Annotated in this window: 18 protein-coding genes; 8 read left to right on the top strand and 10 right to left on the bottom strand. The window is 57.4% G+C overall.

All coding sequences use genetic code 11. From position 1 onward, the window contains the following. Positions 1-197: 197 nt before the first annotated feature. The 7 genes from purF to C1J03_RS08845 all read left to right on the top strand — a co-directional run bounded on the left by purF (position 198) and on the right by C1J03_RS08845 (position 5,992). On the top strand, positions 198-1,682 hold the full coding sequence (gene purF, locus C1J03_RS08875) for an amidophosphoribosyltransferase (RefSeq protein WP_114888935.1): 1,485 nt from the start codon (positions 198-200) through the stop codon (positions 1,680-1,682). Positions 1,683-1,726: 44 nt separating this feature from the next. After that, positions 1,727-2,125, top strand: a complete 399-nt coding sequence (locus C1J03_RS08870; protein WP_114885672.1) for a DUF1801 domain-containing protein — start codon at positions 1,727-1,729, stop codon at positions 2,123-2,125. A 136-nt stretch (positions 2,126-2,261) separates the two neighbouring features. After that, positions 2,262-2,528 carry a pilus assembly protein PilZ gene (locus C1J03_RS08865; protein ID WP_114885670.1) on the top strand — a complete coding sequence of 89 codons (267 nt, stop codon included), beginning with the start codon at positions 2,262-2,264 and terminating at the stop codon, positions 2,526-2,528. A gap of 42 nt (positions 2,529-2,570) precedes the next feature. Further along, positions 2,571-3,221, top strand: coding sequence for an SDR family NAD(P)-dependent oxidoreductase (locus tag C1J03_RS08860; protein ID WP_114885668.1), 651 nt, complete (start codon positions 2,571-2,573; stop codon positions 3,219-3,221). Positions 3,222-3,295: 74 nt separating this feature from the next. After that, entirely contained in the window at positions 3,296-4,081 is a 786-nt protein-coding gene (surE, locus tag C1J03_RS08855; protein WP_114885666.1) for a 5'/3'-nucleotidase SurE, read from the top strand. Beyond that, positions 4,078-4,734: a protein-L-isoaspartate(D-aspartate) O-methyltransferase gene (locus tag C1J03_RS08850; RefSeq protein WP_114885664.1), complete on the top strand. Its 657-nt coding sequence runs from the start codon at positions 4,078-4,080 to the stop codon at positions 4,732-4,734. Before surE ends, C1J03_RS08850 begins: the two co-directional genes overlap by 4 nt. A 61-nt stretch (positions 4,735-4,795) precedes the next feature. Then, positions 4,796-5,992: a peptidoglycan DD-metalloendopeptidase family protein gene (locus tag C1J03_RS08845; RefSeq protein WP_254694225.1), complete on the top strand. Its 1,197-nt coding sequence runs from the start codon at positions 4,796-4,798 to the stop codon at positions 5,990-5,992. Between the two features lie 2 nt (positions 5,993-5,994). Here the strand turns inward: C1J03_RS08845 and C1J03_RS08840 are convergent, their stop codons facing one another. The 4 genes from C1J03_RS08840 to tatA are packed head-to-tail and all read right to left on the bottom strand — an operon-like array spanning position 5,995 to position 8,530. Further along, positions 5,995-6,834 (bottom strand): ATP-binding protein, encoded by an 840-nt coding sequence (locus C1J03_RS08840; RefSeq protein ID WP_114885662.1) that lies wholly within the window; start codon positions 6,832-6,834, stop codon positions 5,995-5,997. Continuing rightward, the gene (gene tatC / locus C1J03_RS08835; protein ID WP_114885659.1) at positions 6,831-7,703 is read right to left on the bottom strand and encodes a twin-arginine translocase subunit TatC; all 873 of its coding nucleotides are present in this window, start codon (positions 7,701-7,703) and stop codon (positions 6,831-6,833) included. The genes C1J03_RS08840 and tatC overlap by 4 nt, the downstream gene beginning before the upstream one ends. After that, a complete protein-coding gene (gene tatB / locus C1J03_RS08830) occupies positions 7,700-8,284 on the bottom strand; it encodes a Sec-independent protein translocase protein TatB (RefSeq protein WP_114885657.1) in 585 nt (194 codons plus the stop codon). The genes tatC and tatB overlap by 4 nt, the downstream gene beginning before the upstream one ends. Positions 8,285-8,290: 6 nt before the next feature. Continuing rightward, positions 8,291-8,530: a twin-arginine translocase TatA/TatE family subunit gene (tatA, locus tag C1J03_RS08825; RefSeq protein ID WP_114885655.1), complete on the bottom strand. Its 240-nt coding sequence runs from the start codon at positions 8,528-8,530 to the stop codon at positions 8,291-8,293. A gap of 173 nt (positions 8,531-8,703) precedes the next feature. Between tatA and C1J03_RS08820 the strand changes: the two genes are divergently transcribed. Next, complete coding sequence (locus C1J03_RS08820; protein ID WP_114885652.1) at positions 8,704-9,381, top strand: helix-turn-helix transcriptional regulator; 678 nt, start codon at positions 8,704-8,706, stop codon at positions 9,379-9,381. Here the strand turns inward: C1J03_RS08820 and C1J03_RS08815 are convergent. The 6 genes from C1J03_RS08815 to C1J03_RS08790 all read right to left on the bottom strand — a co-directional run bounded on the left by C1J03_RS08815 (position 9,378) and on the right by C1J03_RS08790 (position 14,597). Further along, entirely contained in the window at positions 9,378-9,746 is a 369-nt protein-coding gene (locus C1J03_RS08815) for a Lin0512 family protein (RefSeq protein WP_114885650.1), read from the bottom strand. The genes C1J03_RS08820 and C1J03_RS08815 overlap by 4 nt on opposite strands. After that, positions 9,739-10,089 (bottom strand): Lin0512 family protein, encoded by a 351-nt coding sequence (locus tag C1J03_RS08810; RefSeq protein WP_114885648.1) that lies wholly within the window; start codon positions 10,087-10,089, stop codon positions 9,739-9,741. Before C1J03_RS08810 ends, C1J03_RS08815 begins: the two co-directional genes overlap by 8 nt. A 21-nt stretch (positions 10,090-10,110) precedes the next feature. Further along, complete coding sequence (locus C1J03_RS08805; protein ID WP_114885646.1) at positions 10,111-11,193, bottom strand: ABC transporter ATP-binding protein; 1,083 nt, start codon at positions 11,191-11,193, stop codon at positions 10,111-10,113. A 42-nt stretch (positions 11,194-11,235) separates the two neighbouring features. Continuing rightward, a complete protein-coding gene (locus tag C1J03_RS08800) occupies positions 11,236-12,594 on the bottom strand; it encodes a sodium:proline symporter (RefSeq protein WP_114885644.1) in 1,359 nt (452 codons plus the stop codon). 105 nt (positions 12,595-12,699) lie between these two features. Beyond that, a complete protein-coding gene (locus C1J03_RS08795) occupies positions 12,700-13,818 on the bottom strand; it encodes a hypothetical protein (protein ID WP_114885641.1) in 1,119 nt (372 codons plus the stop codon). Then, the gene (locus C1J03_RS08790) at positions 13,818-14,597 is read right to left on the bottom strand and encodes an SDR family oxidoreductase (protein WP_114885640.1); all 780 of its coding nucleotides are present in this window, start codon (positions 14,595-14,597) and stop codon (positions 13,818-13,820) included. Before C1J03_RS08790 ends, C1J03_RS08795 begins: the two co-directional genes overlap by 1 nt. Positions 14,598-14,635: the final 38 nt, after the last annotated feature.

Genomic DNA, 14,635 nt, shown 5'->3' with positions numbered 1-14,635 from the left:
CCAGTATTGTGACTGATACCGTGGGCTGCCGTCGCGGTAAAACTCGCCATTTCAGCCCTATCACCACCCGCAGTTTACACGTTCTTGCTACGTGACGGCATCTCGTTGACGTTCAAGGGTGACACGAGCGCTGCAAGCGCCTAGATAAAGGCTGCGCACCCCTGCTGGATTCGGAGCTGCCCTTGCCCCCTAAAATGATGCCCCCCGCACACCCTTTCGACGCCACCTACCTTCGGGATGGGGACGACGGCGATAAATTGAAAGAGGAGTGCGGCGTTTTCGGCGTTGTCGGCGTTGCCGATGCCGCGAATTTTGTAGCCCTTGGCCTGCACGCTTTGCAGCACCGCGGTCAAGAAGCAGGCGGGATCGTCAGTTATGACGCCACCGCTGGTTTCCAATCCGCCCGGCGATTTGGCTATGTGCGCGATAATTTCACCTCACAGCGTGTGATGGAGACTTTGCCCGGCGAGCTGGCAATCGGCCATGTTCGCTATTCCACCTCTGGCTCAAAAGGGCCGACAGCGATCCGCGATGTGCAACCTTTCTTTGGCGAATTCGCCATGGGTGGTGCCGCGATTGCCCATAACGGCAACATCACCAACGCCAACGCTTTGCGCCGTGAGTTGATTGAGCGCGGCTCCATTTTTCAATCCTCATCCGACAGCGAATGCATCATCCACCTGATGGCCCGCTCGCTGCAACGCAACATCCCCGAACGGATGGAAGATGCCTTGCGCCGGGTCGAAGGTGCCTTTTCAATTGTCGCGATGACCCGCACCAAACTGATTGGTGTGCGCGACCCATTGGGCGTACGCCCACTGGTGCTTGGAAAGATCGGCGATGGCTGGGCGCTGAGCTCTGAAACATGCGCGCTTGATATCATCGGTGCCGATTTTGTGCGCGAGATTGAACCCGGCGAAATGGTTGTCATCACCGCCAAGGGCGTCGAATCGCATTTTCCATTCCGCCGTCAGGCCTCTCGCTTTTGCATCTTTGAGCACGTCTATTTCAGCCGACCTGACAGCATCCTTGGCGGTCGTTCGGTCTATGAGACCCGCGAAGCCATCGGCCGAGAGCTGGCCAAAGAAGCGCCAATGGACGCTGATATGATTTGCCCCGTGCCTGATTCTGGCACCCCTGCCGCCATCGGGTATTCCCTGCAAAGTGGCATTCCTTACGCGATGGGCATCATCCGCAATCAATACATGGGCCGCACCTTCATTGAACCGACCGAACAGATCCGCAACATGGGCGTGCGCCTCAAGCTCAATGTTAATCGCGCGTTGGTGCGCGGCAAACGGATCATTTTGGTCGACGACAGCGTTGTACGGGGCACCACCAGCCGCAAAATTAAAGAGATGATTTTGGATGCGGGCGCTGCTGAGGTCCATTTTCGGATCGCCTCACCCCCAACAGCGTGGCCCTGTTTTTACGGCGTGGACACGCCACAGCGTGAAAAATTGCTCGCGGCAACAATGTCAGAAGACGAGATGCGCGATCATTTGGGTGTCGATTCGCTCAAATTCATCTCGCTTGATGGCCTCTACCGTGCAGTTGGCGAAGCAGAGGGGCGCAACGCCAAATGTCCGCAGTATTGCGACGCATGTTTTTCAGGCGAATACCCTGTCACCCCCGCTGACCAAGTCGACAACGGGTTTGAGATGAAACCAGCCGCCGAATAACCTGCTGCCAAAAACTGTCACTACGAATGTGCTAGAAGGGTTCCATGAAAATGTCCGCCTTCCCCAACGCGTTCGACGAAACAGTCGCCACATGGCCTACCGCCGCCCAGCATCGGTTTTCTGAGATCCGGACGATCATTCTGCGCGCGTCGCAAGAATGGCCTATGACCGAAAGCCTCAAATGGGGCCAACCGGCATGGCGGCCAAGCAAAACCAGCCAAGGGAGCACTTTGCGGGTTTCGTGGTCAGATAAGAACCCGGGCAATATCGGCATTTTTGTCCATTGCCAGACGACACTCGCGGCCACCATGCGCGATCTTTATCCCGACAGTTTTGCATACGAAGGCAACCGGGCGTTGCATCTTCCGCTCACAGGCGAAGTTCCCGAACAGGCGCTGGATCACCTTGCCAGACTGACGTTTACGTACCACGCCAAGCGCTGACGGCACTTTTCCGCCGCCCCGGTGGCGCTGACTGGCCTATGACCTCTCGTCACCCTTTTGCAGACCTGCACGGATTGATAGCTGCACCGCAGCATTCCGAATCGCAAGCAGCGCTGTTGCGCGCAGAAGGACCACCATGACCACCCCAACCGACGGGACCCCCACGCCCCCCAAAGTCACCGAACTGGCGACCGAAACCACCAACCTTGACCGCACCGCGCTCATCGGCACCTTTGGCTCTGCCACGCTGCCCGGTGCGTTGGTGCGACTGCCCAATGGCAAAATTTCCCGTGTCGTCATCGGCGACGCGGTTGCTGGTGGCACTGTGTTGGCCATTGATACGGACCGCCTGATCTTGTCGCGGCTTCACGGTGAATTGGTCTTGCGCATGCCCAAAAGCTAAGCACTCTTGACGGCACCCCAGCCCCTCGTGCAAACGCGCATTATGACAAAAATTGCTCTGATCACCGGTGCCTCGCGCGGCTTGGGTGCCGCCCTTGCCGAGGCGCTCGCCCCTAGCCACCACATTATCGCTGTCGCGCGCACTGTAGGGGCTCTCGAAGAACTCGACGACCGCATCAAGGCCCGCGGTGGTGCCTGCACGCTCGCACCGATGGACATAACGGTCGAACCAGCGATGGCGACCCTGTGCCGAGGTATCCACGAGCGTTGGGGCAAGCTTGATCTATGGCTGCACACGGCGATCCACGCAGCCCCCCTCACTCCTGCAGATCACATCGATCCCAAGGACCTCCAGAAATCAATTGCGAACAACATCACAGCCACAGCGACCCTGATCCGGTTTGTGTCGCCGCTGCTGGGTCAACAAGGCCAAGCCGTGTTTTTTGACGATCCTCGCGCCGGTCAAAAGTTTTTCGGCAGCTATGCTGCGACCAAATCAACTCAGATCGCTCTGGCCCGCAGTTGGCAATCTGAAGCCGACAGAATTGGCCCCAAAGTTCACATTGTCACCCCAGATCCTATGCCCACGGCCACCCGGGCACGTTTCTTTCCCGGCGAAGACCGCAACGCTCTTTGCCCCCCAAATGAACAGGCCACTGCGCTTCTGGCGCAACTCCCCATTTCTTTAGGCTGAAAATACTCCCGCCAGAGGTTCCCTGCCTTGCCGCATCCCCAGCCCTCGCCTATCAAAGCGAAAAGGGGCCTATCATGCGTATTCTCATCACCAACGACGACGGCATTAATGCACCGGGATTAATCACTCTCGAAGCCATCGCCCGTGAGTTGACCGGAAATCCTGAGAACGTTTGGACAGTTGCCCCAGCGTTTGAACAATCAGGCGTTGGCCATTGCATCAGCTACACCAAACCCATGATGATCACTGAATTGGCCCCGCGCCGCTTTGCCGCCGAAGGAGCCCCCGCTGACTGCGTTATGGCGGCCCTCTACGACGCAATGGCAGGCAACCCGCCCGATCTGGTGCTTTCTGGGGTAAACCGCGGGAATAACTCAGCCGAAAACACGCTCTATTCCGGGACTATTGGTGCCGCGATGGAAGCCGCGCTTCAAGGCATTCCTGCCATCGCCCTGTCGCAGTTTTTTGGACCTGGGAACAACAAGCTGGACAATCCATTTGAGGCCGCGGCGCAGCACGGCGTTAACGTGATCCGGCGCATTCTTGACCACACACCGTCCGAAACCTCCGATTACCGGCTGTTTTATAACGTAAATTTCCCGCCCGTCGCTGCCAGCGATGTAAAGGGCATCAAATTGGCCGCTCAGGGACGCCGCCCCGGCGTGAACTTTGCGACTGAACCGCATATCGCGCCGAACGGGCGCCGTTTTCTGTGGATCAAAGGCGGCGACCAACAGGTGCCTACGGCCCCCGGCACGGACGCCGCCGTTAACCTTGAAGGTTATGTTTCGGTTACCCCAATGCGCGCGGATTTGACCGACCACGTCAGCTTTGATGCACATAAAGGCATCGCCACATGAACGACGAAGCAGGCAGCGAAGCAGAACGAAAAATGCAGTTCCTCTACGCCCTGCGGTCCAAGGGCGTGACGGATAAACGCGTTTTATCCGCCATGGAATCGATTGATCGTGGTCCCTTTATTCGTGGCCTTTTTGCTGAGCGTGCTTACGAGGACATGCCCTTGCCCATCGCCTGCGGCCAGACCATTAGCCAGCCGTCGGTTGTGGGATTGATGACGCAGGCCCTGCAAGTCAGCGCGCGGGACAAGGTGCTCGAGATCGGCACCGGAAGCGGCTATCAGGCTGCCATCCTCAGTAAACTCGCACGCAGGGTCTACACACTCGACCGCCATCGCCGTCTTGTCCGCGAGGCCCGGGAAATCTTTGATGCGCTTGATCTAAGCAACATCACAGCGATCACCCGCGACGGCAGCTTTGGCCTTGAAGAGCAGGCACCATTTGATCGCATCTTGGTGACAGCCGCCGCCGAAGACCCTCCCGGCCCGCTGCTTGCACAGCTTAAGGAAGGCGGCATCATGGTCGTCCCCGTGGGGCAATCCGACGCCGTACAACACCTAATTCGTGTGCGAAAAACCCCAGACGGGTTGGAATATGACGAATTACGCCCAGTTCGCTTTGTTCCGTTGCTCGAAGGGTTGGGCAAGGACGGATAAATAGGTTAAGATGCGCGAAACCCCGGGAATACATCGGGATATCGCGATGAGGATCAAGCAGATGACGTTTCAAACCGCCCGCGCGCGCGCGCGACTGAGCCTTTTTGCAGGTGCATCCTGCGTCTTGCTGACCGCCTGTGGCCAGCCCCTTGATGTCGATCTGAGGGGCATCTCAGGTGGGTTTTCAACTGCTGAGGCAGCTGTCGCACCAGTAGGTGAACGTCCAGAGCCAGATAATCGCGGTGTGATTTCTTATCCAAATTACCAAGTCGCCGTGGCCCGCAAAGGCGATACGCTGACGGATGTTGCGCGCCGCGTTGGTGCAGACCCCACCAAGGTCGCACTTTATAATGGCATCGCGCCTGACGTAGAACTTCGCAAAGACGAGATCATCGCCCTGCCCGACCGTGTCGCAGAGCCCTCCGCTGCGACCGGTGCACCCGGAAACGTCGACATCAACAGCGTCGCAGGCGGTGCAATCAACCGCGCACCAGCCACGCCCGGGGTGCAAACTGCCGCCCTGGCCCCCGCAACCAAAACACCTGTCGCGCCGGAAGCCAAAGAACCCGTGCGTCACAAGGTTGAGCGGGGCGAAAGTGCCTATACCATCGCGCGACTTTATGGCGTTCCGGTTAAATCATTGGCAGAGTGGAACGGACTTGGTGCTGACTTCGCAATCCGCGAAGGGCAGTTCTTATTGATCCCCGTCGCTCAGCAATCTCCGCCAGCAAGCACAGCAACAAACACCGCCACAGCACAACCATTGCCAGGTGCAGGTTCTCCGACGCCGACGCCGCCGTCTGCGGCCAAGCCCCTGCCCAAGGATGAAACAGCAAAACCGTTGGTTAAATCGACAGCACCTGCCAAACCCGTTGCCGATGTCGGCAAAGTCTCCAAGCCTGTTGCTTCAGCCAAGTTGGTCATTCCGGTGACCGGCACGATTATCCGGGAATACAGCAAGGGCAAAAATGAAGGCATCAACATCAAGGCCAGCCCCGGATCACCGGTCAAAGCCGCCGATACCGGCACCGTTGCTGCAATCACAAAAAGCGCCGACAACGTCCCAATCGTAGTGCTTCGTCATGCTGATAACTTGCTGACCGTTTATGCCAATGTCACGGATGTTTCTGTGAAAAAGGGCGACAACGTCGCGCGCGGACAGAGCATCGCAAAACTGCGCAGCGGCTCTGATGCCTTCGTGCATTTCGAGGTGCGCAACGGATTTGACAGCGTCGATCCCGGCCCATACCTGAAGTAAAACTAGATCGTCACGCCTTTGCGGCCTGCAAGATCGGTAAAATACTGCCACGCGACGCGGCCTGACCGGGCACCGCGCGTGGCTTGCCACTCGATAGCTTCAGCGTGCAGGGTTGCGTCATCGATCGAGACACCATGCGCGTCGCAATAGCCCCGGATCATCGCCAGATATTGGTCTTGATCGCAGGCATGAAAGCCAAGCCACAGCCCAAACCGATCCGACAGTGACACTTTTTCCTCGACCGCTTCCGCTGGGTTGATGGCCGATCCACGTTCATTTTCGATCATGTCGCGCGGCATCAGGTGGCGGCGATTGGATGTGGCATAGAGCACCACATTTTCAGGCCGCCCTTCGATCCCACCATCCAAAACCGCCTTAAGCGATTTGTAATGCGCGTCGTCATGGCCAAAGCTGAGATCGTCACAAAAGAGAATAAACCGTTGCGGCACGTCCCGTAAAAGGCCTAATAAGCGCCCCACTGAGGGCAAGTCTTCACGCTGCAACTCAACCATCTTCAAATTTTCATGTGTCGCTTGAACAGCGCCGTGCACGGCTTTGACAAGGCTGGATTTTCCCATACCTCGCGCGCCCCACAAAAGAGCATTGTTAGCAGGCAACCCCGCCACAAATTGCGCTGTATTTTGCAGCAGCGTATCACGCGCCCGGTCCACACCAATAAGCAGGTCTAGATCCACGCGCGATACCTGTGCCACAGGTTCCAACCGTTCTGGCGCGGTATGCCAGACAAACGCCGCTGCCCCGCTAAAGTCGGGGGCAGCCAGCGGTTCTGGGGCCATGCGCTCCAACGCGCGCGCAATGCGGTCTAGCGGTTCGTCGGTCATTTTTCTTCGGTATCTTCCGGCGTTTCTTCAACGTCGTCGTAATACCCATCTGCACGCAATTTTGCTTCACGTTTGGCGTCTACACGGCTCACCAAGAAGATCGAGATCTCGTATAGACCGTAGACAACCACAAAGAGGATAAGCTGCGTCACCACATCGGGTGGTGTCACCAATGCTGCCAGCAACAAAATGCCAATAACGGCGTATTTGCGCACATTCCCCAGCCCTTCGGCCGTCACCAACCCAGCCTTGCCCATCAAAGTCAAAAGCACAGGAAGTTGGAAACACAGGCCAAAGGCCACGATCATTTTCAGTGTGATATCAAGGCTTTCGTTCACTTTACCTTGGAAAACAATATCAATCCCTGACTTGCGCGCGTCGCCTTCGGCTACCAATGCGGACAGCACGGACGCGGCGTCTGAAAAACCCAAGAAGAATTGCATCGCCAGCGGCACAACAATGTAGTGGGCGAACGCAGCACCCACCAAAAAGAGCACTGGTGAAGCGATCAGGAACGGCAAAAACGCGTTCTTTTCATTCTTGTAAAGGCCTGGCGCAACGAAGCGCCACAGCTGGGTTGCGATCACTGGGAAAGACAGCCCCAGCCCCCCGACCATCGAGATGCGGATCAAGGTAAAGAAGTACTCTTGCGGTGCCGTGTACTGCATCACTGGGTTTGGATTGCCCAGGTTGCGCATAGTTTGTTCAATCGGCACCAATAGAAAATCGAGGAGCATACTGCCAAAGCTAAAGCAGATGATCATCCCAACGAGGAATGCAAGAACAGCACGGATCAGCCGCGTGCGCAGCTCTGCCAGATGCTCAATCAGCGGGGCGGCGCTGTCGTCGATATCTTCGCTAGCGCTCATGTATCACTCTTCTTTGCAGTCTTCTGAGCAGCCGGTTTTTTCGCAGCCACCTTCTTAGGCGCGGCTTTCCTAACCGGTGCCTTCTTTGCAGCTGGCTTTTTGGCTGGTGCCTTTTTCGCAGCTGGTTTGGCAGGCGCCGCATCAGGCGTCAGGGTCGCTTCCATCTCATCCGCACGGGCCAACGCGTCGGTTGCTTCACGCGCTTTGCGATCTGCAGCGGCGCGTGCGGTACTGGCTTGGATTTTTTTGACCTCATCGGCCCGTTTCGCAGCCAACTTGCCCGTCTCGCTGTCTGGATCAATATCGGTCAGCGAACTCGCCGCTGATTTAACACCGTCCAAGGCACTGCCCAATGGGTTTGACGCCGCTTTAATCGAGGTGTTGAGGTTGCGAGAGATGTCGCGCACGCCGCTATCATCCGCAGCGCTATTCATCGCGGATGTGAACTCGCTCGCCATCCCCTTGGCCTTACCCATGAATTGGCCGACTTGCCGGAACATTATGGGCAAGTCTTTTGGGCCCACCACGATCAACGCGACGATGCCCACGATCAACAGCTCAGACCAGCCCATTCCAAACATAGTAGGTTACACCCGATCCTTGGTGTTTTTGACGTCAGCGCCGGCATCGGCCTGATCAGCCAACTCGGCCTCGTCAACATCGGTGGCGTTTTTGATCTCTTCTTCGCCCTCGTTGATGCCCTTTTTAAAGCTGGTGATACCTTTTCCGACTTCACCCATCAGCGATGAAATTTTGCCGCGTCCAAACAGAACCAGCACCACAACTGCAATTAGCAGCAGGCCCGGCAGACCAATATTGTTCAGCATGTCATGTCTCCCAACAAATGCACGCCGCCCCCAAGGGCGGTCTAATCCCAGTGATTCTAGGCCGATTTGACGTTCGGCAAAAGCGTCAAAGCGGCTGCACCTGCACATAGTAGCATCGCAAGTTCGTGAATTTTCACCTTGCTGATACCAACTGACATGATAGTGTCAGGAGCATGTCGGACATCTCCAACACAAAACGCAGCGATCGATTGTCGCTCTTGCTGCAAACACTCCAAGACGGCGCGCTGCACAGGGCTGCTGATCTGGCGCGCACCTTGGGTGTCTCAGATCGAACGCTTTATCGGGATATGGATACGCTGGTGGCGTCGGGCATTCCGGTGATCGGCACCCGCGGTGCTGGCTATAGGCTGTCAGATGCAACGCCTTTGCCCCCCATGACATTGACCCCTGCTGAGCTTGAAGTGCTGCAGCTCGGCCTTGCCCTTACAGCGGAGCTGGGCGGGAACGAGCTGCGCGCCGCCAGCTTGTCGCTGGCAGCAAAGGTCGATGCTGGCCTGCCCACCCAAGCCATTGCGCCGCAAGACATTTGGAAATTCGCTACCTATCCCTTTGCGGATACCGCACGCGGGTTGGGCCATATGCCGACTTTGCGCGCTGCGATTACTGCGCGCCAAAAGCTGCGCCTGACCTATACTGGCATAGACGCGCATGTGACCTCGCGCACGATACGGCCCTTGCGCCTTGGCTATCTGGGTCGCATCTGGACGCTCGTCGCGTGGTGCGAACTGCGCCATGATTTTCGAGATTTCAGACTTGATTTGATTGAAACAGCAGAAGCCCTGCCCGCCCTTTTTACAGACGAGCCGGGCAAACAGCTGTCTGATCGCTAGCCCTTGATGCGCCAGCCGGTTTGCGGCGGCAAGAACGCCTCAACACTCGCCTGCGCGACAACGATGGTTTCATCGCCTGAAGGTACATTGAGCCCCCCAAACACGGCGCGCACTTCGGCTTTTCCGCGCGGCAACGTGGCAGTTAAGGCGTCGACATCTACCTTTTCAGGCTCCTGCACCGCGACAGTCACCTGCACACGCATCGCTTCATGGCTAAGCTTCAGTGCCCCAAACAAGGGCAAGGACGAATGGCGGAACGCGTCTTCAATCGCTCGGACACAGGCCTTGGTGTAATCCATACCGTGCAGGTCATTGCCCATGCCCATCTCAATGATCACACGTTGTTCGGTCTGGGGTTCAGTCATCAGCCCGCTCCATATCAAAACTCACCGACAGGGCGGCATTGGCCATGATCGTCGGATTTCCTGTTCCCTCAGGGCGGGGCACATCCAGCCCGCCGCGCATGACATTCACTGTTACCTGACCGTACGGGAATACCGCGCGCAGCACCTCTGGATCAACGGCATCTGGTTGCTGTACGCCAACGTCCAGCGTGATCTGCATGTCCGTCTTATCAAAGCCAAACAGCTCAGCCAAATTGATCGAGTTATGCCACAACGCATCCGTTACGGCGCGCTTGGCCGCTTGGGTATAGTCGCCTTTGCGCAGCGACGTCCCCATTCCAAATTCCACCAACAGTTTGTCCATAGCACCCTCCTGCTGCAGCCCCTAGGCTCCAAAAACGAAACATTTATCCCGCCGGATCGTCAGCCAAAGCGGCGTCCCCTCCGCAGGTAAAAACACGTTCGGCACCGTCGCCTTGAGCGTCGATCCATCGTGATCCATCACAAATTCGATGAGGCTTTCATTGCCCATAAACCTTGCCCGCTCAACCACGCCGCGTGCAGCCGTGCCGTCACTTGCCGTGGGCTTTGGGCCTTGCCCACCGCGGTCGAAATCAATCCGCACATGTTGGGGGCGAAAGACGATATCAACATGTGTGCCGTCCGGCACACCCGGTGCCAAAAAGCGACCAAAGGGTGTTTGTGCCAACGCACCCGACACCAGCGCCCGCAACACATTCGCATCGGAAAAGAACGACGCTGCCGCGCGGTCCATGGGGCGCGTATAGACGTTGTAAGGTGCGCCTTGCTGCACGATTTTGCCGCCGCGCATCAATGCAATTTCATCGGCCATGCGCATGGCCTCATCAGGTTCGTGGGTTACCAGCAAAACGGCCGTGTCTTGTTCTTTGAGGATGGCGAGGGTTTCGTCCCTGATGCCGTCCCGCAAGCGATTATCAAGGCCCGAAAAAGGCTCGTCCATCAGCATAATGCGCGGTCGCGGCGCAAGTGCTCGGGCCAAGGCAACCCGTTGCTGCTCTCCGCCCGACAGCTGATGAGGGTAGCCATCGATAAACCGCCCCAAATCAACGCGCTCCAGCATTTCTTCAATCCGGACGCGCCGTTCTGCCTTGGTGCCCGATTTCAGACCAAAGCCCACATTACCCGCCACACTCAAATGCGGAAATAGCGCGAAATCCTGGAACATCAGCCCAATGCCTCGGCGCTCCGGCGGGACGCGGAATTCAGTATCACAGACCAACGCCCCATCGACATAGATCGACCCGCTGTCTTGCATTTCGACCCCTGCGATGATCCGCAAAGTTGTCGATTTTCCGCACCCTGACGGACCCAACAGGCAGGTCACCTGCCCCGGCATAATCTGAAGGCTTACATTGTCGACAACGGTGCGCCCATTATAGCTGCGCCGAATGTCGCGTATTTCTAACCGTGGGATAGGCGCTGGCATAGTCTGGCTAAGTATCCGATGAAATCAGTCGGATATGAGCTATCAGGCCCGGCGCACGCCCGCAAGCACCGCCCCAAAGCCAATAACCAAGACAACAATACAGATGCCCAAAAGCTGCTCATATTTATGCCCCTCGGGCAAGATCGCAGCAATTGTGGACCAACCGCGGGCAAAATAGATGAATGCGCCCAGCATCGCGGCCCCAAAAGCCACCAAATAGGACCAAAGCGCAATTTGCCGCCCCTTTACCAGCCCCAGAATCAACACCGGCGTAAGGAACATCGACGCCGTGCCAGATACCGCAACCGCATCAAACAGCGTTGCATTTCCCCACAACGTCAGCGCCGTACCTGCCAGCATAAAGATCAGCATCACGACCCGCCCCGATGCGAGGTTGCGCGGGATGAAACGGGTTTCTTCAACCACCAACCGCGCAGCAGAAGACAGCGCAGAATCGAGCGTCGAGAGCGCTGAGACAAGCAAGGAAAGCATCAGCGCGCCAAAGACCCATGGGCCAAACATCGCCGCCCAAGTCCCAATCAGTTCACCCTCATAGGCCGCGCCAATCAGCGCCGCTTGGATGCCGAAAAAGCCAAAGCCGATGATGCATAGCGTCGAAATCCAAAACGCATGCAAGAACGAGGTCCGCGTGGTTGCCTCATCTGCGACAAAGCCGCGGTCCATCATGATCGGATCATGTGCTGGATATGAAAACACCTGCAATGCTGCGACGGCCAGCAATACCCAACCATTGTAGGAGCCCGCCACGCCCGGTGCGGTCAAAACAGCGCCCAGATCGAACCCTGGTGCTGTCACCAACGCCACAAAGGCCATGCCAAACACCACCAGAAATACAAGCATCTGCACCACATCAGTGCGCAGCGCCGCCGACAATCCGCCCCACGCAGAATAGGCCAGCCCCAATACCGCAACGATCAAAATCGCAGAGGTCCCACTGCCCGCCAGCACAGCGTTAAAGATCAAGCCCACCACTAACAAATTAGCGAACACTTCAGACAACAGCCGCAGAGCGATCACAAAGTTATAGCAGCCGTTGCCAACCGCTCCAAATTGCCCCCCCAGCCAGTCTTGCACTGACCGCGCGCCTTGGCTGCGCAACTGGCCCACAATGTATCCACCCGTCAGGAAAGACACATAGTAACCTGCATATGCCAAGGTGCCTGCAATGCCGTAGTAATAGCCAAGGATCGCCGCGTTCATCAAACTGCGCGCAAAAATCCAGGTGGTAACTTGGCTAAGCACCAGCACCCAAAGGCCCGGACTGCGCCCGTCTGCGCCCATGCCACCAAAAAACCCTTCAACCGAAGCGCGGCGCGGGGCTGCCAGCAGCGACGCGACCACGACAGCCGCGAACAAGGCAATCAGTAGAATTGAGGACATGGTAGGGAATTCCTTTTGCGCATTTGGGCTTTGCCTAGCAGCGCATTCCTCCGCCAACCAGCGCCCTACGAAAAGTTGATTAGACCGATCATAGTCGTACAAACGTCAAGCCAGCACAAACCCAGCTTCTGCGACGTCGCGCCCATTGACCTGCACAATCACCCTGTGGGCACCGGGATACAGCCGGAAGGTGGTCGCATCCCCCTTCATCCGGTGGGTCTTTTTCACCGTCAGAGGCACGCCAGCCTGCGTTTTGGCTACCTTGAGCTTGAACACCTTCTGCGCGGTCTTACCCTCTGCTCGCGCAAATTCGATCCGGTAATCAATCAGCAGCGGGGCTGCAGATTTGGTCGTCAGGATACAATCGAACGCAAGGACATCGCCAATTTGAACCGTTTCAGCGGAAAGCTGTAGTTCCGCCGCAACTTCCACGTCATGGCGGTAGCCAAGGGCCGTCATCGCCCCGCTTTGCCCCTGCTTGATCAGCGTGCGCAACGCATGGCGCGTCATCCAAGCCATCTCTTTGGCGTTTTGGCCTTCCTGTTTGCCCCACGCAGCCAATCGTTCCAAGACCTGCTCAGGCACTGTTTTTGACAAATCATTTAGGTGGTTGGCTACTGATCGCGTGACATAGCGGGTGTTGTCAGCATGCAGCATATCCAGCAGCGGCAGCGCTTGATCTGGCACTAGTTTGACCGCCTTGGCCCATGGCAGTTTGGGGCGTGTCCCCTCACTCACCAAGCGGCGCACGTGGTAATTATCATCCCGCGCCCAAAGCGCCAACCGAGCCAGCGTTTCTTCCGGCCACCGGTTGAGAAATGGGCGAATGTAGAATTCCATCGAAAACCGCTGCGTCCCTGCATGGATCAGATCAAGCGCACGGTCGCGGTGATCTTCCAACCCGTGCCGAACCGCCAGAATGCCCGGCACCGCGTGGATAAATTGACCGAAATCATCATCGCGCAACTCAGGATCAAGGCGCGCAGGCATTGCGGCCTCAAGCTGATCTGCCATGGCTTCAAATTCCGGAGAAAGCTGCGCACCAATACAGGTCGCAATCCAATCCAACCTCTCCAGCAGCCCACGGTCCGCGAACCCGGCCAGTGCATCAGCCTCGAACTTCGAGACGTCAAAGCCGGGCACGCCAGCGGCATATTCAGACGCCAGCTGCCCGACCGACCGCGGATTAAAGAGATGATCGTTAAGCGAGAATTTCTCAGCCATTACATTGTGATATTGGTGGCACCACCATCCATCAGCAGGTTCTGCCCAACGATGAACCCCGCATGGGTCGAACATAAAAACGCACAGGCCGCCCCAAATTCCGACCGCGTGCCGTAGCGCCCAGCAGGGATGGTTGCCGCCCGGGCCGCGCGTGCTTCATCCAAGGATATGCCGTTGGCCGCGACCACCGCACCATCCAATGCATCAGCCCGATCTGTCGCATGAATACCCGGCAACAAGTTGTTGATTGTCACACCTTTGCCTGCCACCTGACGGCTGGTGCCCGCGACATAACCCGTTAGGCCCGTCCGCGCCGCATTCGACAGTCCCAAAACGCCAATTGGGGCCCGCACTGATTGCGACGTGATATTCACCACCCGGCCCCAGCCCCGATCCATCATACTTGGCACCAGTGCTTTGATCAGCGCGATGGGGGCCAGCATGTTTGCATCCAGTGCGGCGATGAAATCATCACGGTCCCAATCGGACCACATGCCCGGAGGCGGCCCGCCGGCGTTGTTGACTAAAATATCGACGCCCTCAGCGGCCTCGATCACGCGCTTCTGGCCTTCTGGCGTCGCAATATCTGCTGCCACAGTAACCACGTTTACGCCGTATTCACCCCGGATGCGCGCGGCTGCGGCTTCCAGCGCGTCTGCTCCGCGTGCGTTCATCACTAGGTCGACCCCGCCTGCTGCTAACGCTTCTGCGCAACCCAGCCCGAGGCCTTTTGACGACGCACATACCAACGCCCGTTTACCCTTGATCCCAAGATCCATCACCGCACTCCTTTTGCTTTGCCGCTTAGCTACCACTG

It is taken from the genome of Sulfitobacter sp. SK012, assembly GCF_003352085.1.
In the GTDB taxonomy this organism is placed as follows: Bacteria; Pseudomonadota; Alphaproteobacteria; order Rhodobacterales; family Rhodobacteraceae; genus Sulfitobacter.
This window is presented reverse-complemented; position numbering and strand designations above follow the sequence as displayed.

Excerpts from the sequence above, each read along its gene's own strand:
- purF (WP_114888935.1), top strand. The coding sequence starts at position 198 with ATGCCCCCCGCACACCCTTTCGACGCCACCTACCTTCGGGATGGGGAC.
- C1J03_RS08870 (WP_114885672.1), top strand. The coding sequence starts at position 1,727 with ATGAAAATGTCCGCCTTCCCCAACGCGTTCGACGAAACAGTCGCCACA.
- C1J03_RS08865 (WP_114885670.1), top strand. The coding sequence starts at position 2,262 with ATGACCACCCCAACCGACGGGACCCCCACGCCCCCCAAAGTCACCGAA.
- C1J03_RS08860 (WP_114885668.1), top strand. The coding sequence starts at position 2,571 with ATGACAAAAATTGCTCTGATCACCGGTGCCTCGCGCGGCTTGGGTGCC.
- surE (WP_114885666.1), top strand. The coding sequence starts at position 3,296 with ATGCGTATTCTCATCACCAACGACGACGGCATTAATGCACCGGGATTA.
- C1J03_RS08850 (WP_114885664.1), top strand. The coding sequence starts at position 4,078 with ATGAACGACGAAGCAGGCAGCGAAGCAGAACGAAAAATGCAGTTCCTC.
- C1J03_RS08845 (WP_254694225.1), top strand. The coding sequence starts at position 4,796 with ATGACGTTTCAAACCGCCCGCGCGCGCGCGCGACTGAGCCTTTTTGCA.
- C1J03_RS08840 (WP_114885662.1), bottom strand. The coding sequence starts at position 6,834 with ATGACCGACGAACCGCTAGACCGCATTGCGCGCGCGTTGGAGCGCATG.
- tatC (WP_114885659.1), bottom strand. The coding sequence starts at position 7,703 with ATGAGCGCTAGCGAAGATATCGACGACAGCGCCGCCCCGCTGATTGAG.
- tatB (WP_114885657.1), bottom strand. The coding sequence starts at position 8,284 with ATGTTTGGAATGGGCTGGTCTGAGCTGTTGATCGTGGGCATCGTCGCG.
- tatA (WP_114885655.1), bottom strand. The coding sequence starts at position 8,530 with ATGCTGAACAATATTGGTCTGCCGGGCCTGCTGCTAATTGCAGTTGTG.
- C1J03_RS08820 (WP_114885652.1), top strand. The coding sequence starts at position 8,704 with ATGTCGGACATCTCCAACACAAAACGCAGCGATCGATTGTCGCTCTTG.
- C1J03_RS08815 (WP_114885650.1), bottom strand. The coding sequence starts at position 9,746 with ATGACTGAACCCCAGACCGAACAACGTGTGATCATTGAGATGGGCATG.
- C1J03_RS08810 (WP_114885648.1), bottom strand. The coding sequence starts at position 10,089 with ATGGACAAACTGTTGGTGGAATTTGGAATGGGGACGTCGCTGCGCAAA.
- C1J03_RS08805 (WP_114885646.1), bottom strand. The coding sequence starts at position 11,193 with ATGCCAGCGCCTATCCCACGGTTAGAAATACGCGACATTCGGCGCAGC.
- C1J03_RS08800 (WP_114885644.1), bottom strand. The coding sequence starts at position 12,594 with ATGTCCTCAATTCTACTGATTGCCTTGTTCGCGGCTGTCGTGGTCGCG.
- C1J03_RS08795 (WP_114885641.1), bottom strand. The coding sequence starts at position 13,818 with ATGGCTGAGAAATTCTCGCTTAACGATCATCTCTTTAATCCGCGGTCG.
- C1J03_RS08790 (WP_114885640.1), bottom strand. The coding sequence starts at position 14,597 with ATGGATCTTGGGATCAAGGGTAAACGGGCGTTGGTATGTGCGTCGTCA.